The 19,312-nt window shown below is 40.4% G+C and carries 21 protein-coding genes; 11 read left to right on the plus strand and 10 right to left on the minus strand.

Annotated elements, in window-relative coordinates; translation table 11 throughout:
- Nucleotides 1–17 precede the first annotated feature (17 nt).
- The 8 genes from AB3G73_RS03170 (at nucleotide 18) to AB3G73_RS03205 (ending at nucleotide 4,826) form a co-directional block, all read left to right on the plus strand.
- Complete coding sequence (locus tag AB3G73_RS03170; RefSeq protein ID WP_367745411.1) at nucleotides 18–368, plus strand: hypothetical protein; 351 nt, start codon at nucleotides 18–20, stop codon at nucleotides 366–368.
- 20 nt (nucleotides 369–388) lie between these two features.
- Nucleotides 389–883 carry an N-acetylmuramoyl-L-alanine amidase gene (locus AB3G73_RS03175; protein WP_367742702.1) on the plus strand — a complete coding sequence of 165 codons (495 nt, stop codon included), beginning with the start codon at nucleotides 389–391 and terminating at the stop codon, nucleotides 881–883.
- Nucleotides 880–1,389 (plus strand): histidine kinase, encoded by a 510-nt coding sequence (locus AB3G73_RS03180; protein ID WP_367742704.1) that lies wholly within the window; start codon nucleotides 880–882, stop codon nucleotides 1,387–1,389. Before AB3G73_RS03175 ends, AB3G73_RS03180 begins: the two co-directional genes overlap by 4 nt.
- Nucleotides 1,390–1,601: 212 nt before the next feature.
- Nucleotides 1,602–2,093, plus strand: coding sequence for a Panacea domain-containing protein (locus tag AB3G73_RS03185; protein WP_367742706.1), 492 nt, complete (start codon nucleotides 1,602–1,604; stop codon nucleotides 2,091–2,093).
- Nucleotides 2,093–2,641, plus strand: a complete 549-nt coding sequence (locus AB3G73_RS03190; RefSeq protein ID WP_367742710.1) for a hypothetical protein — start codon at nucleotides 2,093–2,095, stop codon at nucleotides 2,639–2,641. Before AB3G73_RS03185 ends, AB3G73_RS03190 begins: the two co-directional genes overlap by 1 nt.
- A 232-nt stretch (nucleotides 2,642–2,873) precedes the next feature.
- Nucleotides 2,874–3,491, plus strand: coding sequence for a hypothetical protein (locus AB3G73_RS03195; protein WP_367742712.1), 618 nt, complete (start codon nucleotides 2,874–2,876; stop codon nucleotides 3,489–3,491).
- 393 nt (nucleotides 3,492–3,884) lie between these two features.
- Nucleotides 3,885–4,262 carry a hypothetical protein gene (locus AB3G73_RS03200; protein ID WP_367742714.1) on the plus strand — a complete coding sequence of 126 codons (378 nt, stop codon included), beginning with the start codon at nucleotides 3,885–3,887 and terminating at the stop codon, nucleotides 4,260–4,262.
- A gap of 135 nt (nucleotides 4,263–4,397) precedes the next feature.
- Nucleotides 4,398–4,826 carry a hypothetical protein gene (locus AB3G73_RS03205; RefSeq protein ID WP_367742718.1) on the plus strand — a complete coding sequence of 143 codons (429 nt, stop codon included), beginning with the start codon at nucleotides 4,398–4,400 and terminating at the stop codon, nucleotides 4,824–4,826.
- 40 nt (nucleotides 4,827–4,866) lie between these two features.
- Here the strand turns inward: AB3G73_RS03205 and AB3G73_RS03210 are convergent, their stop codons facing one another.
- The 10 genes from AB3G73_RS03210 to AB3G73_RS03255 all read right to left on the minus strand — a co-directional run bounded on the left by AB3G73_RS03210 (nucleotide 4,867) and on the right by AB3G73_RS03255 (nucleotide 15,944).
- Nucleotides 4,867–5,565 (minus strand): SOS response-associated peptidase, encoded by a 699-nt coding sequence (locus tag AB3G73_RS03210; protein ID WP_367742721.1) that lies wholly within the window; start codon nucleotides 5,563–5,565, stop codon nucleotides 4,867–4,869.
- 1 nt (nucleotide 5,566) lies between these two features.
- Complete coding sequence (locus tag AB3G73_RS03215) at nucleotides 5,567–6,805, minus strand: Y-family DNA polymerase (protein WP_367742726.1); 1,239 nt, start codon at nucleotides 6,803–6,805, stop codon at nucleotides 5,567–5,569.
- Between the two features lie 11 nt (nucleotides 6,806–6,816).
- On the minus strand, nucleotides 6,817–7,257 hold the full coding sequence (locus AB3G73_RS03220; protein WP_367742731.1) for a LexA family protein: 441 nt from the start codon (nucleotides 7,255–7,257) through the stop codon (nucleotides 6,817–6,819).
- Between the two features lie 355 nt (nucleotides 7,258–7,612).
- Nucleotides 7,613–8,791: a phage integrase SAM-like domain-containing protein gene (locus tag AB3G73_RS03225; protein ID WP_367742735.1), complete on the minus strand. Its 1,179-nt coding sequence runs from the start codon at nucleotides 8,789–8,791 to the stop codon at nucleotides 7,613–7,615.
- 416 nt (nucleotides 8,792–9,207) lie between these two features.
- Entirely contained in the window at nucleotides 9,208–9,906 is a 699-nt protein-coding gene (locus AB3G73_RS03230; protein WP_148367324.1) for a LytTR family DNA-binding domain-containing protein, read from the minus strand.
- 42 nt (nucleotides 9,907–9,948) lie between these two features.
- Nucleotides 9,949–11,010 carry a sensor histidine kinase gene (locus AB3G73_RS03235; protein ID WP_099145814.1) on the minus strand — a complete coding sequence of 354 codons (1,062 nt, stop codon included), beginning with the start codon at nucleotides 11,008–11,010 and terminating at the stop codon, nucleotides 9,949–9,951.
- Between the two features lie 48 nt (nucleotides 11,011–11,058).
- Nucleotides 11,059–12,279, minus strand: coding sequence for an ABC transporter permease (locus AB3G73_RS03240; RefSeq protein ID WP_099145813.1), 1,221 nt, complete (start codon nucleotides 12,277–12,279; stop codon nucleotides 11,059–11,061).
- Nucleotides 12,280–12,398: 119 nt separating this feature from the next.
- Nucleotides 12,399–13,142: an ABC transporter ATP-binding protein gene (locus AB3G73_RS03245; RefSeq protein WP_004300330.1), complete on the minus strand. Its 744-nt coding sequence runs from the start codon at nucleotides 13,140–13,142 to the stop codon at nucleotides 12,399–12,401.
- A gap of 167 nt (nucleotides 13,143–13,309) precedes the next feature.
- Complete coding sequence (locus AB3G73_RS03250; RefSeq protein WP_148367320.1) at nucleotides 13,310–14,527, minus strand: efflux RND transporter periplasmic adaptor subunit; 1,218 nt, start codon at nucleotides 14,525–14,527, stop codon at nucleotides 13,310–13,312.
- 19 nt (nucleotides 14,528–14,546) lie between these two features.
- Complete coding sequence (locus AB3G73_RS03255) at nucleotides 14,547–15,944, minus strand: TolC family protein (protein ID WP_167511894.1); 1,398 nt, start codon at nucleotides 15,942–15,944, stop codon at nucleotides 14,547–14,549.
- Nucleotides 15,945–16,162: 218 nt separating this feature from the next.
- On the opposite strand from AB3G73_RS03255, the gene AB3G73_RS03260 reads away from it, so the two are divergent.
- The 3 genes from AB3G73_RS03260 to cydB are packed head-to-tail and all read left to right on the plus strand — an operon-like array spanning nucleotide 16,163 to nucleotide 19,147.
- Complete coding sequence (locus AB3G73_RS03260) at nucleotides 16,163–16,399, plus strand: DUF4492 domain-containing protein (protein WP_004300334.1); 237 nt, start codon at nucleotides 16,163–16,165, stop codon at nucleotides 16,397–16,399.
- A 20-nt stretch (nucleotides 16,400–16,419) separates the two neighbouring features.
- The gene (locus AB3G73_RS03265) at nucleotides 16,420–17,967 is read left to right on the plus strand and encodes a cytochrome ubiquinol oxidase subunit I (RefSeq protein ID WP_074557140.1); all 1,548 of its coding nucleotides are present in this window, start codon (nucleotides 16,420–16,422) and stop codon (nucleotides 17,965–17,967) included.
- Nucleotides 17,968–18,004: 37 nt separating this feature from the next.
- Nucleotides 18,005–19,147: a cytochrome d ubiquinol oxidase subunit II gene (gene cydB / locus AB3G73_RS03270; RefSeq protein ID WP_004300336.1), complete on the plus strand. Its 1,143-nt coding sequence runs from the start codon at nucleotides 18,005–18,007 to the stop codon at nucleotides 19,145–19,147.
- Nucleotides 19,148–19,312 lie beyond the last annotated feature (165 nt).

Here is a 19,312-nt window from a genome sequence, read left to right on the forward strand (position 1 = left end):
AAATATTTAGTATGGATATGGGCTTAAATGAGTGGCTGGCTCTGATTGGAGCACTAGGCGGATTGGAAGCAATTAAATGGATAGCAAACTTCTATGTTAACCGGAAAACGAATGCCCGCAAGGAAGATGCGGCAGCAGATGCAGCAGAGAACGAAAATGAGAGAAAACAGGTTGCCTGGTTGGAAGAACGAATTGCTCAACGGGATGCGAAGATTGATACTATCTATGTAGAACTCCGGCAGGAACAAGCGGAGAAACTCCAACTCATTCACGATAAACATGAATTGGAATTACGGCTGAAAGAATCAGAGATAAAGAAGTGTGATGTTCGCGGATGTTCTAGTCGACAGCCGCCAAGTGATTATTAATTAAAATGGGAGGAAGAGAAATGAAAACTATTGATTCGATTATCATTCATTGTTCGGCCACACTTGCCGGGCAGGATTTACGTGCAAAGGACATTGACCGGATGCACCGACAAAGGGGATTCAGTCAGATCGGTTATAACTTCGTCATTGACCTTGATGGCACTGTGGAGAATGGTAGGCCGTTGTCTATCGACGGGGCGCATTGTAACACCAAAGGATTCTCCGGAGCATCCTATAATAAACATAGTATAGGTATCTGCTATATTGGCGGACTGGATGCAAGTGGAAAACCTGCAGACACTCGGACGGATGCACAAAAGAAAGCTCTCTATGATTTGGTGGCAAAATGCTGTAAAGAATATCAAATTATAGAATTACTTGGTCACCGTGATACTTCGCCTGACTTAGACTGTAGCGGTGAGGTAGAGCCTGTAGAGTATATCAAGGCGTGCCCGTGCTTCGATGTACGCTCCGAGTTTACCAACTTCTTGCGTAATATAGTTGTAAGACCATGAAGCGATCAATCTACATTATCATTTTGCTGGCGTCAGCAATATGGTTATCGTCCTGCAAGTCTTCTCGCAATATTGAGACGCATAAGCAGGTGGATTACTCCGGAGACTTTCAATATCTACGGAAGGTAGTGGAAGAGTTACGTATAGGCTTAAATAAGCAAACGAAGATTGTGAATGACCGGTTGAGTGATCTGAAGATTGAGAATACGACTGTTTATCTTTCAGCACCGGATTCAACCGGTAAGCAGCACGTAGTCAAAGAAAGTACAACTAAGGCTTCTAAGCTAGAACAGGAAAGGAGTGAAATTGATGAAACACTATCTATTACCATGCAGCAGTTCTCTAGTCGATTGGATACTCTTAGTAATAAGGTAGACGCTATATTGAGTCAAAAGGAAAAGATAGTTGAATTATCGTGGTTGGATTTACATAAGGATAATGTTTACTGTTGCGTTATTGGTTTGCTTGTTGTTGGATGGTTAGTTTACCGGATTAGAAAAAAGTAGAAGTTTACTTGTTAGCGAACAAATGATATCCGTGTCGAGAGATTCGGATATCATTCTATTTTATGTAGGATTTATACATCCATTTTATGTCGTTATTTCAATGCTAATATTGCAATATTATACTGTTTTTAGAGTGAAATTGATAAAAAACAGCCGAAAATGAACTGTTTTTGAATAAAAAACGTTTAATTTGCAGTAACATTAGCATGATTATGAAATTAACTAGTATAGATTACGCACGATTGATTCAATATGCAGCTCAAAAGTTGCATATGACTCGTTTAAACAAAACTCAAATCAATAAGATTTTGTTTTATGTGTACGGTGTATATTATGCTGAAACTGGTAAGCTGCTTTTTGATGATGATTCTCCCAAAGCATGGCCGTATGGTCCAGTATTTCCTATTGTCAACAAAAAGACAAATCCTGATGAAATTATAAAAGCATTTCCTAATGATGTTCTATGCGAGTTTAATAAGCATTCTAAAGCATTAGGGTTAGTAAAGTCCGCTGTTGATATGATGCACTCAATGAGTGCGGTTTCTTTAACCCAATGGTCACATAAAGAAGGTTCTCCTTGGTATAATACTCTTTATATTAAGGATAAAGAAGGAAAAGTTGTAGAACAAAATAAATGGAATACTCCAATATCTACTGAGTTGATAAAAGAATATTTTTCTAATCCTGCAAATAGAATTAAATAATGAATAAGAAAATCACTTTTCATGCAGATGATGATTTTTTTAATACCTTATTTGGATCTGGTAAGGTTATTAGATGGTATCATTATTTAATTCATTTGGGATATTATATACCGTACTGGGTAAGATTTTTCTTTTCTGCACCTTTCAAAGAGAAGAAAAAGGATATAAATATACTTGATACTGTTGGTTCTCTTTTAGAATCAGAAACGACTCCTGAAAACATAGAAAAATGTAAAGAACTTGTTCACCTTCATAGAATAGTGGAGAATACTAAAGCTAGGCGCAGGCTTGAAAAATGGTCTTTACGTGTGATAGCAATATATTTGTTTATCGTACTCTCCATTGTTACTTGTAACTATATTGCTATTCCTTTGATATCAGGATATATAGATATACATATCACGGAACCCATTATGATAACAATTCTTTCAACGACGACAATTAACATTATAGGTTTGGGGTTGATTGTGCTAAAGGGGCATTTCCTTGCAAATGATAAATCAAATAGTATATCCAAACAGAATCATCAAGAAGAATCATCTGAATAATATCATTCGCCCCGTCTCAACAACGGGGCTTTCTTTTGCTTATCCAGCAATTATCACTATCTTCGCATTGTAGAAGTTTACTTGTCAGCGGGTAGGTAGCAGCCCCGGATTGAAAGATTCAGGGCTTTTCTTTGCCTATACAATTAGAATATTTAGAAAATATTATTGATAACATTTGTGCCTAAACTTAGTATAAGCAGATTTTTTATAACTTTGCCATTAAAAATAAGTTATGATAGTAAATACAATGAGTATAGAGGAGATGCAAAAAGAAATAGAGAAGGATGCTGATCTTCTTTGGGATCGTACTCGCCGTTTTGTGGATGATTCGAAACGATTTTTTCTAAAAACTGAGATTTTCCCAGCTTATCGTCGTCTAGAATGGAATTCACCTCAAACTCATACTAAATGGATAATTTGCATTTTTGCAATGAACCGTTCATATCGTAAGAAAACCGCAGTTCTTCATTATGCACTTTATCAAAGCTATGGCTTAGGAGCTGTCATGTTACGTCTTTGGGATGACATGACTATAGAGAATATTACTCCTCATTTCTTTAGTAGATATAATGAGCGTTTTTTAAAACCTAATGGTATAAATTTATCAGGAATAGATATTATTGAATATTACATGAGCCATAACCCGGGTTCTTCTATCGATTATAACGATGAGTCTAAGAGGTATGTTTCATCTATAAATGATGGCATGATTCTAGGTGAGTATATAAATGGTAAATGCTTACAAGCTAATACTTTTGTTTCTAATAGCATGCTTTTTGAGGCCCAGATAATAAAAAATGAACTCCGTCGCCCGAATTTAGAAATGTATAATAGATTGATTGGCTTGTAATAAAAGAACGAATGAGGTAGTCTAATATGCTACCTATTTTTATGTTCTCTGTAAAATGCTAGAGTCATTAATCTTCATTTTCTCTAATAATTAGCAGAATAGTATTCAAATTAAAAAAATAATAGTATATTTGTGTACAGACGTGGATGTCTGTTGTATCATCTCTCTACGGAAAAGTTGCTAATTTTCGAAAGCGGGAGACAATACGTTATATACTCCAAAAAGAATGAGCCTCGACTAAGTGTAGTCGGGGCTTTTTTATTTTGTGCTTATCTTCTTATGTTTATATATATAAAATATGTATTCATAGTTTAATTTAACTTATTTATATGTTTTGAAAAGTACTATTCTTGAAGATATGAGTAAGTTTGTGCAACTTTAAAATTAAACATTATGGCAAAGAAGATTGGATATATTGAAAAGGATGGAGTAATATACGTATCTGTAAAAGACGTATTTGAATACTTGCACGAAATGGAGGTTATTACCACAGAAAAGTTAAAATGGGAATATCGGTGGAATTTCGAACAGGATATCCTTAAACGCATATATACTTGTTATAGGAGCGGTAATCGAACTAATTCAGATGTTCCTTGGATAATTGATGAAGAGTTTTATTGTCACTGGTTGCGATTTACATATTCAGACTTTACAAGAGTAATAAAGGTGTTGAGAAATGAACAGGAAATAAAGAGATTAGCGATGCTAATTGACCTTCATGACTTTGCTCACAGTAAAATGTTTGTGAAGAGAAAATTTGCCATTAAATAATACTTGTATTGTAATAGTAGAGTGGGTATATTTTAATTTGAGAAAAAGGCTGCAATTATTTTGCAATTAAATATTATTGCTTTACTTTTGCTGGAAATAAATTAAAATCTGCGCTATCGGTTACGGGCATATATTATGGTAGATACAAAGACAATAACAATTCGAATTCCGTTTGGTTCTTCTGTTTTTTTGGAAGCAATTCAAGGAGAAGATAGTATGAATGTGACTATTGTGCGTGCAATTGATAGATATCAATATCTTTGTGCTTATAGCATGGAAGAGATTAGAGGTAAATTTACACCAGATGAATGGTTTTTCTTTTTACGTGCAACGGATAAGATTATTCCTGAAGGTCCGTTTAGATATAATCCCGAGTCATTAATAGCGTATTGTAGAGATGCCGAAAAGTTGAATCCATCTCTGACTACAGATTTAAGTGTTGATTTAAAAGTTCTAATAGACAAAATTCAGAAATTAACAGCAGCCCAAATAGAAGCTATTTATAGTAGGGTTGAAAGACGGAGAATTGAAAGAAATACATTTGAGGGTTGGGAGTATTTTTGAGTAAAATATGATTAATAGGTAGCTTATATGCTACCTATTTTTATGCTCTCTGCAGAATACTCGAATCGTTTGGAGCTTTCTTTATAAAGTTATTCTCAATTTGATAAGCATCCATCTTGTCATCATTAAAAGGCTGTAGTAATGATTCAAGATCTTCCTTTGTCAGAGATGGACTTAGCCATTTTTCTTCGTCCTCTTTAGATAGGATAGCCGGCATCCGATGTTTGGTGTTGTGAATGTAATCAGTAAGAGGATTGGTATCAGTGGTAATAATAGAGAATGTATCATATTCTTCTCCTGTCTCTTTGTCTAGCCATCGGTCATAAATTCCTGCCATTGAAAATATAGTCTCATCTTTCAGGTAGATGTAATAAGGAATCTTTTTGCTCCCTTCATGTCTCCATTCAAAGTACCCTGTACTCGGTACGATGCATCTTTTCTTCATGACCGGCTCCCGGAAAGACGGTTTCTCAAAAATAGTATCCGCCCGTGCGTTAAGTGTCATTCTCCGTATCTCATCAGCATTAGTTTCATCTTTCGTCCAAAAAGGTATTAATCCCCAGTTGAAAACCTGCACTTCGTCTGAAGTGGTGATAATAGGATATTTGGGGAAGTTGAACGCATTCACGTGATACTGCTCGTTGAGTATATCTTGGTATATTTCAACGATGTCCGATTTACGGCCGTACCGGGCTGCTAATTTGATAGCCTTAGCACTCATACTATTATGAAAGCACATGTTATAGGCAATTAATGTTTATAATTTGATTGATGTCAGTAGTATAACGCCCAGAGAGTTGTTCTTGTTTAAGCTTCCAATCTCTTCCTGTACCCTGGATTGCTAATTTAACTAGCTGGCTGTGTTCTCCATTAATCTTATCTATTGCCTGCTGAAGCTTTTCCCGCTTTTCTCGATTCACAGAATCAAAAAGTCCAAGCTGGGCACCTTCAGTTATTTCAGTGATGATAACCCCAGCTTTCTTATATTGATAGCCTTGCATGAATATTGTCTTTAATCCGGCTAGCGCATAATGTACTATCTCTTGCGTGTCGTTTGTTGGTACCGGAAGATGTAGAACGGTGTTTTTCCAATATTGAGGAAGATCTTCTCGAAAGTTATTTGTGTGAATGAATACCATCAGAGACATTGCATAAGACTTCTGTTTACGAAGTTTTCTAGCACAGGTGGAAGCATGAGTAGCAATAGCTTCAGCCATCGTGTCAATGTCTTCTATCATCTTGCCAAAGCTCCGTGAAGTACAAATTTGCTTCTTGGCCGGTGGAGCTGATTCCATGTCAATACACGAGATACCGCGAAGTTCTTTCCATGTACGTTCACCTACTACCGTCATATTCTTGCGTACCCATGAGCCAGGCAATAGGGTAAAGTCATAGGCTGTTTTCACTCCTTGCTTTTCGAGCTTTGCTGCTTGTCTACGTCCGATTCCCCAAATGTCGCCAATTTCGGTAAGTTCAAGTGCACGGATTCTTTTTTCCTCGGAGTCAATGATACATAGCCGATTGTATGCAGGATATTTCTTTGCGAACTTATTAGCTACCTTTGCAAGCGTCTTGGTAGGGGCAATACCTAAACTAACAGGGATACCGGTACCACGTGTTACCTGGTTTACTATTTTTGTTCCAAGTAATTGAATATCTTGAATACCGTCAAGGTTGATAAATGCTTCGTCGATAGAATAAACTTCCAGTTCGGGTACTAATCCTGCCAAAATAGACATTACGCGTCCGGACATATCACCATATAGTGTATAATTGCTACTGAATACAGCAACTCTATGAGCGTTTACCAGATCTTTAATTTGATATGCCGGAACTCCCATTTTTATCCCTAGTTCCTTGGCTTCGTTGCTTCGCGCAATAACACATCCGTCATTGTTTGATAACACAACGACAGGTTTTCCATTAAGTGACGGGTTGAATACCCGTTCACAACTTGCATAGAAGTTATTGCAGTCCATCAATCCGAACATTATCTTTTCCTCCGATTCTTTTTAATTGTATAAGTTACTATTCCCCATACCATGAACTCATTATCTTTTGTTACCTTAATCAAGGGATAATCAGGATTGGAGGGAACCAGCCAAGCCGCATCAGGTTCTAATCTTACTCTTTTGACAGTAAATTCCCCGTCTATAAAGCACACGGCAAGATCATCATCCAGTAATTCAAGTGACTTGTCAATTACAAGTATATCACCTTCTTCTATTCCCTCATCCTTCATTGAGTCTCCGACTACGCGCCCGTAAAATGTACTGTCCGGATGGCGAATAAGTTCTTTATTCAAGTCTATAGCCTGTTCCAGATAGTCTTGAGCAGGAGAGGGGAAACCGGCTTTGATACCTTCATCTGCAAATTGCAGTGGAAGGTTGCTACTGACATCTATCTTATGTATTCTTATTTGCTTTTTCATAATTAATCCCCTTTCTCTGCTAATAACAAAAAGCAGATGGGATTTGCTCATGTGGATTTTGAAACGAAGATAACTAAAATGAATCTTTTATATTTCTACTACTGGTGATATGGTGTGAAGGAATGGCTATATGGTATAAGGGATGAAGGAGCTATTAAGCTCCTTCATTGTTTCCTTTCCCATCAACAGCACACAATCAACAAACTCTTTGGAAGGGTTACATAGGTGTTACTATCGAATTGAGAATAAAGTTCGGTGTGTACATAAAAAAAGTGAGGGGAACCACCCCCTCACCAAGTCAAACCAAAATAATCCGAATTATGTCCGTATTATCTTGATGATGCAAAGATACAAATTATTTTAAATTATCAAGTATTTCCCGGATTGCTTTATCTGCGTGTTTCCTCATAATAGTAACATAGTTGAAAATTGGGCGATCTTCTTTCATAGATTGACCGATACAGTATTCCAGTGTACTAAGAGGGATTCCGAGGTCGTATCCATGTTGGACGAAAGATTTGCGAGCTGAATATAGGGTGAACCGATGTTTGATTCCTGCAACTTTCCCTAGTTTATTAATCTTCCTGGCCAGCAGGTTATAACAAGATACGTAATTCTTATATTTCCCGAAAACAATCTTTCCAGTGCTTTTTTTCATATACTTGTTGATGATGGGTTTAGCTTCTTCAGGTATTGAGAAAGAAATCAGGCATTCGCCTTCTTTTGTATTCTTTGTTTTCTTCCGTACATAGTTTATCTCATCTGCTCGGAAGTCATACGCTAATATGTCTACTAGGTTCATACCGGCAAGATAATATGTTAGCATGAAGATGTCCCGTGTTACATTGAGATTATAATGTTCCAGATTCGCATCTCTGATTGTTTTCAATTCTTCTACCGTAATTTGTGTTTCTCGCTTCTTTGCCGATGGTACCTTTGCTGTAATGAAAGGATCTACATCATAACTGACATATCTCATTTTCGTTGCATAGTTGATGATAACCTTTAAAAGTGTAATGTAGATGTTGATTGTCGTACTCGAAAGCTTTGCTTTTGTCAGCCATGATATGTATTGGTTTATTCGAATAGGAGTAATATGCTCCATGAGAGAACCAGGCCCCACGAATTGAAGAAACTTGTTTGTCGCTAATTTGTAGAGCTTGTAAGTTTTTTCACGATCCTCTTCGTCGATTTGAGAAAGGTATTCATCTACGATGTCCTCAAATTTGCGATGCTTTTCCCCTGACCGTGGGGTAGTTATCATTTTGATTAATTGTGCACAGGTTAGAGAATCGGTGTATTCAAGTTCCATATATCGCTTAAAATATATGTTGTATTGCTGTTGTAATTTAGTATTAAGGAAATCTTTGTCCGGACGTCGTATTATTTTCCCGTTCTTAAATTCGTTTTCGTGAACCGTAATGTCTGTTGTGATAAATCTTGTATCAGAGTTATGTGCGACTCTGATTCTTATTTTATGTGTTCCGTCAGATAGTACTTTCGAGGGAATAATTACTAACGATAATGTAGCCATAATTTGTGTTTTTTATTGGAAAATGGGGTTTTCGACCATAATCCGAAATTTATTTTACTGTAATCTATTCATAATCAGATTTTAATACGGTTATTTTCCGACCATAATCCGACCATTTTTCGACCATTAAATAGCGTCAAAAGTGACGTTTTGAGTCTCATATATAGCTACTAATATGAATACAATTTAGTTCGGTTTATACTGTAATTAGTTGATTATCAGATATAAAAATAGCTCCCTAGTTCGTCCGCCGACGAGGGAGCTATCAACACAAAAACTAAACTAGACTTAACTAAACTATTCTATTCTTGGAATTTCACAATCCCTTTCTGTTCTTTGCAAAGGTAGATATAAAACGGGTTTTGACAAACTATAATCGACAAAAATCACTTTTTTACCGATAAATTCATGAATAATCAGCTCCTTTCGTCAAGAAAAGTCTGAAAAACTTGTTTGTAACTATCGCTGATAGGAATATATGTCTTGTCAAAAACAATACGGCCGCGGTCGATCACGCGTATCTTATCTTTTTGTACGATGAATGAGCGGTGCACACGTATGAAACGGCTGGAAGGTAAAAGTTCCTCCATTGCTTTCATACTCATCAGTGATAGAATGGGTTTGGAAGCATCTTCCGTATATATTTTAATATAATCTTTCAGTCCTTCGATATACATGATTTTCTTCAAGTCCACTTGCACCAGTTTGTAGTCACTTTTCACAAAGATACTGTCTATCTCTTCCGGTTTCTGCACAAGTTCGAACCATTGAAGGGCTTTGTTGGCGGCTTGCAGGAAATCGACGTATGAGATCGGTTTCAGCAGGTAATCGAGTGCATTGACACGATAACCGTCGATGGCATACTGTCCGAAAGCAGTGGTAAACACAATGCGGGTGTGCGGATCTACCATCTTCGAAAACTCCAAACCATTAAGCTCAGGCATCTGGATGTCCAGAAACAGGAGATCAATCTCTTCGCCAGGCAATTCTTTCATTGCCTGAACCGCACTGGAATACTTTCCTACGAGTTGCAGGAACGGGGTTTTATTCACGTAACTCTCTAACAAGCTAAGAGCTAACGGCTCATCGTCAACAATTGCACAACGTAACATCATACTATTTTATATCTAAAGTTCTTATATCCAATGTTTTGAAATCTACTCTTTGATCTTGATGCTTAATCTCGATTCGTATACTTTTTCATCCTTTGAGATGCCTTTCGACCAAGTATAAGCCCCGGGATAAAGAATCTCCAACCGGCGGCTGACTTGCTCCAGTCCCACACCCGAGCCACTTTTATCCTCCACTGTCTTTGGATGATTACTGTTGCGGATTTCGCAAATCACCTCCTTATCATTCTCCGAAAGATGAATGCTGATGAAACTCGATTCAGTAGGGGAGATGCCATGCTTGAAAGCATTCTCTATCAATGAGATAAAGATAAGCGGGGCTATAAGCGTCTGGCTGTCGGGCTGAATATCGAATTTAGTAATCATCTGTACATTGGCCGACAAGCGGATGCGCATCAGTTCAATGTAATTCCGGATAAAATCAACCTCCTTGCAGAGAGGAACGTATGTCTGTTGATTATCATATAACACATAACGAAGCAGTTTGCTCAACTCCTGAACTGCTTGTTGCGCCTTGTCCGAATCAAATGCAATCAGTGCATAGATATTATTCAGCGTATTCAGCAGAAAGTGAGGGTTCAGTTGGTTCCGTAGATTTTTCAGTTCCGCTTCCGCACGGTTTCGTTCCGCTTCTTTGCGGGCAGCTTCATTCTGCGTCCATCGCGCGCTCATACGGATAGCGGCACTTAGGCCGATAGTAAATACGAGGCTCAACATATCTCTAAGGAAGAACAACCATCCCGGAGGCATCCCCGGTCTTTTGGATTTGGGCATAAATGACGGATCGAATGTCAGGCTTTGCCAGAGATGTAACAAAATGCCGATGACACATAAAAAGATAATGTTGTAGACGATATATCTTTTGGCCTGACTCTGAAACAGGTAACGGGGAACAAGAATGAAATAATTCACGTAGAACGCAATCATGAAAGAGAGTGGTACAGCAAGATGGCGTATATAGGCCATCCAGTTAATGTTCCCGTTTCCACGTTCAACGAAGAAGAACGGGAAACCGAACATAATCCCCCAGCTGATAATGTGTATCAGTATCTCCAGGGGACGACGTGCGGATGTAAAGGTTTGTTTCATAAAGACAAAGATAATTTTTTTAATTGACAACCGACGGTTGTCAATCAATTATTCGTATCTGATGGCTTCTATCGGGTCTAAATCTGCTGCTTTCTTAGCCGGATACCATCCGAAGAAGACGCCCGTAATGGTACATACTGCGAAGGAAAGGAATACGCTCCACGGCTGGATATAGATAGGCCAATGCGCTACGCTCTTGACAATCCAGCTGGCCCCGCAACCGATAATTACTCCGATGATACCTCCCGTGATACTAATCATGATGGCCTCGATAAGGAATTGGCTTAGAATATCGACTCCACGTGCACCGACGGACATACGCAGACCGATTTCACGGGTGCGTTCCGTAACGGATACATACATGATATTCATAATTCCGATACCACCCACTACCAGCGAAATGCCTGCGATACAAGCCAGCAGGGTTGTCATCAGGTCGGTGGTTGAGTTGAGCATCGTGCTCAATTCCTGTTGGGTACGGATGGTGAAATCATCATCATCCGAAGCTTTCAGTTTATGGTTGCGACGCAGGATCGTACTGATTTCGTCAGTAGCATAATCCGTCATATCTTCGGTGAGGGCAGAGGCAAACACTCCCTGCAAATATGTAACGGCAAGCAGACGTTTCATCACTGTGGTGTATGGTGCAAGCACTACTGCATCCTGGTCTTGTCCCATAGAATTGTAGCCTTTGGCTTTGAGCACACCTACCACACGAAGCGGTATTTTACTGAAACGAATAATCTTACCTACCGGATCACTTCCGTCCGGAAAAAGATTGTCTACTATCGTCTTTCCGATCACACACACTTTGGCCGAACTTTGTATGTCGGCTTCTGTGAACATCTCTCCGTTTTCAACAGTCAGCTGGCGGATGTCGAGATATTCTGTTCCGACACCGTTCACGGAAGCCGGGTAGTTGTTGTTTCCGGCAATGAGTTGTCCCGATGATGAAACATTGGGACTGATGGCGGACAGGAAACTTGTCTCATCGCGCAAGGCTTCGTAGTCGGCAAGCTTCAAAGTCTGCATGGCAGACGGGTCCTGACGGACACCTCCACGCATATCGGCTCCCGGATGAATCATAATCATGTTCGATCCCATCTCGGAAATCTGCTGCTGGATGCTTTTCTTCGAACCTTGTCCGATAGCCAGCATCGTGATGACGGAAGCAACACCGATAATGATACCGAGCATGGTTAGAAAAGCACGCAGCTTATTGTTCGCCAATGCCCGGAGAGCTATCTTAAATAAATTAGTTCCATTCATAATGAATAATTTGCTAATTTGTCCATATACTAATGGGGTAATTTCCTGAAGGTATAGTCACCCAAGCTGTTTATTGTACAGCAATCGGCACATTAGTATATCGGCACATTGAATAATTATTAATCCTCGTCGTTTTTCGGCAATGCAGCCAGCGCTTCGGCGGCAGACAGAATTTTCGGATTGGTCGTATCTTCTATAACCTGACCGTCACGCAGACGGATATTCCGGCTGCTATATTGCGAAAGTTCGGGATTATGTGTGACAAAGATAATCGTACGTCCCTCTGCATGAAGCTTTTGAAATAGTACAAGTATCTCGAAAGAGGTACGGCTGTCGAGGTTTCCGGTCGCTTCGTCGGCAAGAATCACTGCCGGATTGTTGACCAATGCGCGTGCAATGGCAACGCGTTGCATCTGTCCACCGGACATCTGGTTGGATTTATGTTCCAAGCGGTCTCCCAATCCTACAGCCTGTAAGGATTCGATGGCACGGCGACGGCGTTCGGAAGCGCTCACGGCAGAGTTGTACATAAGCGGTAGTTCCACATTTTCTACAGCCGTCGTTTTAGGTAACAAGTTGTAGCTTTGGAACACGAAGCCAATCTTCCGGTTTCTTAGTACCGCACGTTGAGGCTTGCTCATCGTACGTACAGGAATATCGTCGAGCAGATACTCTCCGCTGGTTGGGGTGTCCAGACAGCCTAATATATTAAGCAGCGTGGATTTCCCCGAACCGGAAGTCCCCATGATGGTGACAAACTCCCCTTCATTGATATTGAACGAAACGCCCCGCAATGCGTGGACAGTTTCGTCGCCTACCTGAAAGTTACGTTTGATATTTTGTATTTCAATTACTTTTTTCATCGTAAATAATGTGTTAAGAGAGTGTGTCAAAACGCAGATTAACGCAATTTATCGCAGATTATTTCAATTATATTGATATATTAATCAATGACTTATACAATTATTTTTGCGATAAATCGCGTTAATCTGCATTTTATTATTCATTATGGCACCCTCTTTAATAATTATTATTTCTTCTTACTTCCCGGACGGCTAGGCATGAACGGACTTCTTTCTCCGCCACTTTCCTGATTCCCTTCAGCGGCTACATTTTCACCGGGCATTGCTCCTATGGTAGCTTCTGTCACAACTTTTGTTCCTTCGGAAATACCACTGATAATCTCTGTAGATATACCGTTGCTGATTCCGATTTCTACCGGATGAGCGGTGAATGTAGTTCCTTCACGAGTCCAGAGTTTGTGTTCGCCTTCGCAATCTTTTACGATGTCATTATTGCCGATTAGAGGTTTTTCCGGTGTGAATCGCAGTGCTTTGTTCGGAACGGACAACACATCCTTTTTATCAAGAATATAGATCGTGACATTAGCCGTCAAACGCGGTTTCAGTTTCAGATCAGGGTTGGGAGCAGAGATTACAACTTCATAAGTAACCACTGTAGTAGTGGTACTTGTGCTGCTCGTGCTGCTTGCGTCTCCCAGACGAATCTGTGTAACTACACCTTCGAATACATCATTCGGATAAGCATCTACCGTGAAGCTGGCACGCTGGCCTTCTACTACGCCGCCTATATCGGCTTCATCCACATCGGCTACCACTTGCATCTGTGTCAGGTCGGCAGCGATGGTGAACAGTGTCGGAGTTTCGAATCCGGAAGCAACGGTTTGTCCTGCTTCCACATCACGGCTGATGACTACTCCGTCAATCGGTGAGGTGATAGTAGCATAAGCCAGGTTACGTTCCGCTTTTGCGAGCGATGCCTTACTGCTGTCATAACTGCTTTTTGCTTTCTGGTAGTTGTAGAGGGCCTGTTCGAAATCCGTATCACTAATCAGTGACTTTTCATGTAAGCCTTTGCTGCGTTCATAATTCTTCTTCTGATATTCATATTCGGCTTTTGCACCATCGTACGTTGCCTGTTGTGATGCCAGTTCACTTTGCAATGTGGCACGGTCCATTTCGGCAATCAACTGTCCTTTGGTTACTACCGAGTTGTAATCTACGTAAATCTTGTCGATGATACCGGAAACCTGTGTACCGACTTCTACTTCCGTCACCGGTTCGATGGTTCCGGTAGCAGTCACCGAATTTGAAATATCGCCTTTGCTCACGTTGGCAGTGGCGTAGGTGACTTTGTGCTTGGCCGGTGAACCTGCAAAGAACCAGATTCCTGCACCTGCTACCACAACGACTGCCACAGCGATTAAGATAATCTTTTTAGTTTTCATTCGTTTATTATGCTTTTATTTAGATTGCTAATTGATCTCCCTGATAGAACTTCAGCAGTTGCATATTCAGTATGGCCATATATTTAGCCTGAAGCTGTTCCTGCTGTGCTTGCAGCAAGTTGTTCTTTTCAGTAAGAAGTTCTATGGTATTCTTCATTCCCAGATTAAACTGTTCGCTAATCAACTCATAGCTGATTTGTGTACTCTTCAACTTCTCGTTTGCTGCTGCATAGCGTTGCTGTGCACTGTTAGCATCCAGCCAGAGTCCTTCAATGGTTTTGTACAGCGTCTTTTGTTCGTCGAGCAAGGATAACATGCTCGTCTCGTATTGCAGTTTAGCTTTCTGTACGGCACTTTTAGTTTGACGGTTATTGAAGATCGGCACACTGACAGATAATCCGATGGAATTGTTCCATCCGTTTTTCACTTGCTCTCCAAAAGTGAAGTCACTGCCGTTGGTATGGTTGGTGCCGATTCCGGCGCTAAGGCTGATCGTGGGAAAATAACTCGATTTGGCAATATCGATACCCAGTTCGGAAGCTTCTACATTAAGTTTGCTCGCTTCAATTTCGGGGCGAAGACTCAATGCACTAATGTACACATCTTTTTTTGTAGGCAATGGAGCCAGTACATTTTCGTCGGACAGGGCGGGGAGATAGATGTTCATTTCATTCTCCCCATCCAGTTCGAGCAGTTGTTTCAGTTGTAATTTGTAATCTTCAAGAGTGGCTTGCGCTGTGACAAGTTGGTATCGGTCTGTGCTCACTTGTGCTTCTAGTTGGGCAAAATCGCTTTTGGCAATGCTTCCGGCGTTCAGAAGTTCCTGTCCGCGGTCGCGCTGCGCAATAGAAACTTGCAGGGTACTTTCGTTTACTTTAACAGACTCGGCTGCATAAAGAATCTGGATATACACTTGGGCGATAGATTCCTGAATGTTATTTTCGGAAGTCGCTACGTCCAGTTCGGCTACCTGATTGTTCAACTTTTCCTGTTGGATGGTTTTCAGTCTTTTGTTACCATTATATAGAGTCCACGACGCATTCAGTCCATAATTACCATTGTAGCTTGTTTTGCTGTTACTACTGATAATTTCGCTGCCACTCACCCGGCTACTCGTCTCTTGATACGGACGGTTCACCACTTGCTGGCTGGTAGAGAACGAAAGACTGGGAAACAAGGCAGCCTTAGCTGTCTTCACATCAATCTGCGTGCTAGCCGCAGTGATCCGGTTCTTGCGAATCGTGATGTTCTGCTCTTTTGCGTAGTCGATGCATGACTGCAAATCCCATTGAGCCGGAATCTTCGTTTCTTTCAGCGTATCGACTTGCAGCGGAGAAACTTGGGCGGATATGCCGGACAGCATACCTGCTCCAAGAAATGTCATCACTGTCAATCTTCTTACATTTATCATATTCATACTTCTATTGATTTACTGTTGGCGAAGGTACGTACATATTATATATGCCGCAAAAACGATAGACGGATGACGGATTTTCGCCGTTAAATGTTTTTTTTCTGTCGATAGGCAGGTTTTTGAAGAAAAACACAACAAATCACACAACTTTTTTGACTAGTTGTTTGTTTTAATTATAAAAAATGTATATTTGTATTCATTACAAATTATAACGTCAACATATGAAGAATACACTGCTTACGATCTGGAACTTCTATTTGGAGGGCTTCCGTAGTATGACCTTGGGGCGTACCCTTTGGGTTATCATTCTGCTGAAATTATTCGTCATGTTCTTCATCCTTAAAATGTTCTTTTTCCCTGATTTCCTCCGTGACCATCCTACGGATGACGACAAGGGAACATACGTGGGAAACGAACTGATAGAACGTGCCATCCCCGGTAAATCTACTGATTTTTAACTCTTAAACTACATAGGATTATGATTGAAAGTATTGACACCTCGCTGATCGATTGGTCGAGAGCCCAATTTGCGATGACAGCCATGTACCACTGGATTTTTGTTCCTCTCACACTCGGACTGGCAGTGGTGATGGGAATCATGGAGACGCTGTATTATAAAACAGGCAATGAATTTTGGAAAAAGACTGCCCAGTTTTGGATGAAACTCTTCGGTATAAACTTTGCCATTGGTGTGGCAACCGGTTTGATTCTGGAGTTTGAGTTCGGTACGAACTGGAGCAATTATTCGTGGTTTGTAGGGGATATCTTCGGTGCTCCGTTGGCTATAGAAGGAATTTTGGCATTCTTTATGGAAGCCACATTTATCGCCGTCATGTTCTTTGGATGGGGAAAAGTAAGTAAACGTTTCCACTTGGCTTCCACCTGGCTGACAGGCTTGGGAGCTACGATTTCTGCCTGGTGGATTCTCGTAGCCAATGCATGGATGCAGCATCCGGTAGGCATGGAATTCAATCCCGATACGGTTCGTAATGAGATGGTAGATTTCTGGGCAGTGGCTACGTCACCCGTAGCGGTCAATAAATTCTTCCATACGGTATTGTCCGGCTGGGTGCTGGGCGCTGTTTTTGTAGTCGGCATCAGTTGTTGGTATCTGCTGAAGAAACGTAATCGTGAGTTTGCGCTTGCCAGCATCAAGATTGGTGCTATTTTCGGATTAGTGGCATCATTGCTTTCTGCTTGGACAGGTGACGGTTCCGGTTATCAGATTGCCCAGACGCAACCGATGAAACTGGCTGCTGTGGAAGGTTTGTATGAAGGCGGCACCCATGTAGGTTTGGTTGGAATAGGAGTATTGAATCCGGAAAAGAAGACTTACAATGATGGAAAAGATCCTTTCCTCTTCCGTTTTGAAATCCCCAGCATGCTTTCTTTCCTTGCAGAACGTGATGTAAACGGCTACGTTCCGGGCATTACGAATATCATCGAGGGTGGTTATCAACAGAAAGACGGATCGACAGCTCTTTCTGCTGCCGAGAAGATAGAACGTGGAAAAACGGCTATCGGTGCATTGGCTGCCTATCGTGCTGCAAAGAGTGCAGGACACGAGGAGGATGCTCAAATTGCATATAAAGTATTGCAGGAGAATATTCCATATTTCGGTTACGGATATATCAAAGATGTGAACCAACTGGTTCCGAATGTTCCTCTGAACTTCTATGCGTTCCGTGTAATGGTAATCTTGGGCGGATACTTCATCCTGTTCTTTATTGTCGTTCTCTTCTTTATCTATAAGAAAGATTTAAGCCAGATGCGTTGGATGCACTGGATTGCTCTGCTGACGATTCCTTTGGGATACATCGCCGGACAAGCCGGATGGGTGGTTGCCGAATGTGGCCGTCAACCGTGGGCGATCCGCGATATGCTGCCGACAATGGCTGCCATCTCCAAGCTGGATGTAAGCTCTGTACAAACGACTTTCTTTATCTTCCTGCTCCTGTTTACAGTGATGCTGATTGCAGGTGTCGGAATTATGGTAAAGGCTATCAAAAAAGGACCGGAGAATTGATAATTACCTATTACTTATTACTTAATATTTTAGCTATATGTATATATTTTTGCAACAATATTGGTGGCTTGTCGTTTCCTTGTTAGGGGCCATACTCGTGTTCTTATTGTTTGTACAAGGAGGTAATTCATTGTTGTTCTGTCTGGGTAAAACCGAAGAACATCGTAAGATGATGGTGAATTCTACCGGACGTAAGTGGGAGTTTACGTTTACTACATTGGTTACGTTTGGGGGAGCTTTCTTTGCTTCTTTCCCGTTGTTTTACAGTACCAGTTTCGGTGGTGCATATTGGCTTTGGATGATTATACTTTTCAGTTTTGTATTGCAGGCTGTCAGTTATGAGTTTCAGAGTAAGGCCGGAAATCTGTTAGGTAAAAAGACATACCGGACTTTTTTGGTGATTAATGGAGTGGTAGGTCCTGTGTTACTTGGTGGGGCAGTGGCTACATTCTTTACCGGTTCTGATTTCTATATTAATAAGGCTAATATGACGGATACCATTATGCCGGTAATCAGTCATTGGGGAAATGGCTGGCACGGATTGGATGCGTTGACCAACATTTGGAATGTAATTCTTGGATTGGCTGTCTTCTTCCTTGCGCGTGTGTTGGGATCGCTCTACTTCATTAATAATATTGATGATAAAGAGTTGACCGATAAATGTCGTCGTGCAGTACGCAATAATACAGTTTTGTTCCTTGTATTCTTTTTGGCATTTGTCATTCGTACATTGGTATCTGATGGTTTTGCCGTTAATCCGGATACACAGGAAATTTATATGCAACCATATAAGTATCTCACTAACTTTATCGAAATGCCGGTAGTGCTGGCTTTATTCCTGATTGGTGTGGTACTGGTTCTTTTCGGCATTGGAAAGACATTGCTTAAAAAGACGTTTGACAAAGGAATCTGGTTTACGGGAATCGGTACGGTACTGACTGTTTTATCTTTATTGCTGGTAGCAGGGTACAACAATACTGCTTATTATCCGTCATATACAGACTTGCAAAGCTCATTAACTTTAGCCAATAGCTGTTCCAGCGAATTTACGCTAAAGACAATGGCCTATGTCTCTATTCTTGTTCCGTTCGTAATTGCATATATTTTCTATGCTTGGCGTAGTATCGATCGTCACAAAATAACCGAGAAGGAAATGGATGAAGGAGGACACTCATATTAATACTTTGTTCGACTCATAATATGTTGTCTGTATAGAATTTCAACATTGAGATTCTTGCAGGAGCAAATAAACTCCCCTTATTTAATTCTCTATGTCATGGTAGAGAAGTTAAATGAGGGGAGTTTTTTTATGTATAAGCCTTTTCTATCTTTTCAAATAGATCGC

This window comes from Bacteroides sp. L008 (genome assembly GCF_040812255.1).
Lineage (GTDB): Bacteria > Bacteroidota > Bacteroidia > Bacteroidales > Bacteroidaceae > Bacteroides > Bacteroides vicugnae.

Bases quoted from the DNA above. Each gene is read 5' to 3' on its own strand.
- AB3G73_RS03190 (WP_367742710.1), top strand. From the start codon at position 2,093: ATGAATAAGAAAATCACTTTTCATGCAGATGATGATTTTTTTAATACC.
- AB3G73_RS03235 (WP_099145814.1), bottom strand. From the start codon at position 11,010: ATGAAACAAACCTTTACATCCGCACGTCGTCCCCTGGAGATACTGATA.
- AB3G73_RS03220 (WP_367742731.1), bottom strand. From the start codon at position 7,257: ATGAAAAAGCAAATAAGAATACATAAGATAGATGTCAGTAGCAACCTT.
- AB3G73_RS03210 (WP_367742721.1), bottom strand. From the start codon at position 5,565: ATGTGCTTTCATAATAGTATGAGTGCTAAGGCTATCAAATTAGCAGCC.
- AB3G73_RS03170 (WP_367745411.1), top strand. From the start codon at position 18: ATGGGCTTAAATGAGTGGCTGGCTCTGATTGGAGCACTAGGCGGATTG.
- AB3G73_RS03250 (WP_148367320.1), bottom strand. From the start codon at position 14,527: ATGAAAACTAAAAAGATTATCTTAATCGCTGTGGCAGTCGTTGTGGTA.
- AB3G73_RS03240 (WP_099145813.1), bottom strand. From the start codon at position 12,279: ATGAATGGAACTAATTTATTTAAGATAGCTCTCCGGGCATTGGCGAAC.
- AB3G73_RS03215 (WP_367742726.1), bottom strand. From the start codon at position 6,805: ATGGACTGCAATAACTTCTATGCAAGTTGTGAACGGGTATTCAACCCG.
- cydB (WP_004300336.1), top strand. From the start codon at position 18,005: ATGTATATATTTTTGCAACAATATTGGTGGCTTGTCGTTTCCTTGTTA.
- AB3G73_RS03255 (WP_167511894.1), bottom strand. From the start codon at position 15,944: ATGAATATGATAAATGTAAGAAGATTGACAGTGATGACATTTCTTGGA.
- AB3G73_RS03245 (WP_004300330.1), bottom strand. From the start codon at position 13,142: ATGAAAAAAGTAATTGAAATACAAAATATCAAACGTAACTTTCAGGTA.
- AB3G73_RS03230 (WP_148367324.1), bottom strand. From the start codon at position 9,906: ATGATGTTACGTTGTGCAATTGTTGACGATGAGCCGTTAGCTCTTAGC.
- AB3G73_RS03265 (WP_074557140.1), top strand. From the start codon at position 16,420: ATGATTGAAAGTATTGACACCTCGCTGATCGATTGGTCGAGAGCCCAA.
- AB3G73_RS03185 (WP_367742706.1), top strand. From the start codon at position 1,602: ATGAAATTAACTAGTATAGATTACGCACGATTGATTCAATATGCAGCT.
- AB3G73_RS03205 (WP_367742718.1), top strand. From the start codon at position 4,398: ATGGTAGATACAAAGACAATAACAATTCGAATTCCGTTTGGTTCTTCT.
- AB3G73_RS03180 (WP_367742704.1), top strand. From the start codon at position 880: ATGAAGCGATCAATCTACATTATCATTTTGCTGGCGTCAGCAATATGG.
- AB3G73_RS03175 (WP_367742702.1), top strand. From the start codon at position 389: ATGAAAACTATTGATTCGATTATCATTCATTGTTCGGCCACACTTGCC.
- AB3G73_RS03195 (WP_367742712.1), top strand. From the start codon at position 2,874: ATGATAGTAAATACAATGAGTATAGAGGAGATGCAAAAAGAAATAGAG.
- AB3G73_RS03260 (WP_004300334.1), top strand. From the start codon at position 16,163: ATGAAGAATACACTGCTTACGATCTGGAACTTCTATTTGGAGGGCTTC.
- AB3G73_RS03225 (WP_367742735.1), bottom strand. From the start codon at position 8,791: ATGGCTACATTATCGTTAGTAATTATTCCCTCGAAAGTACTATCTGAC.
- AB3G73_RS03200 (WP_367742714.1), top strand. From the start codon at position 3,885: ATGGCAAAGAAGATTGGATATATTGAAAAGGATGGAGTAATATACGTA.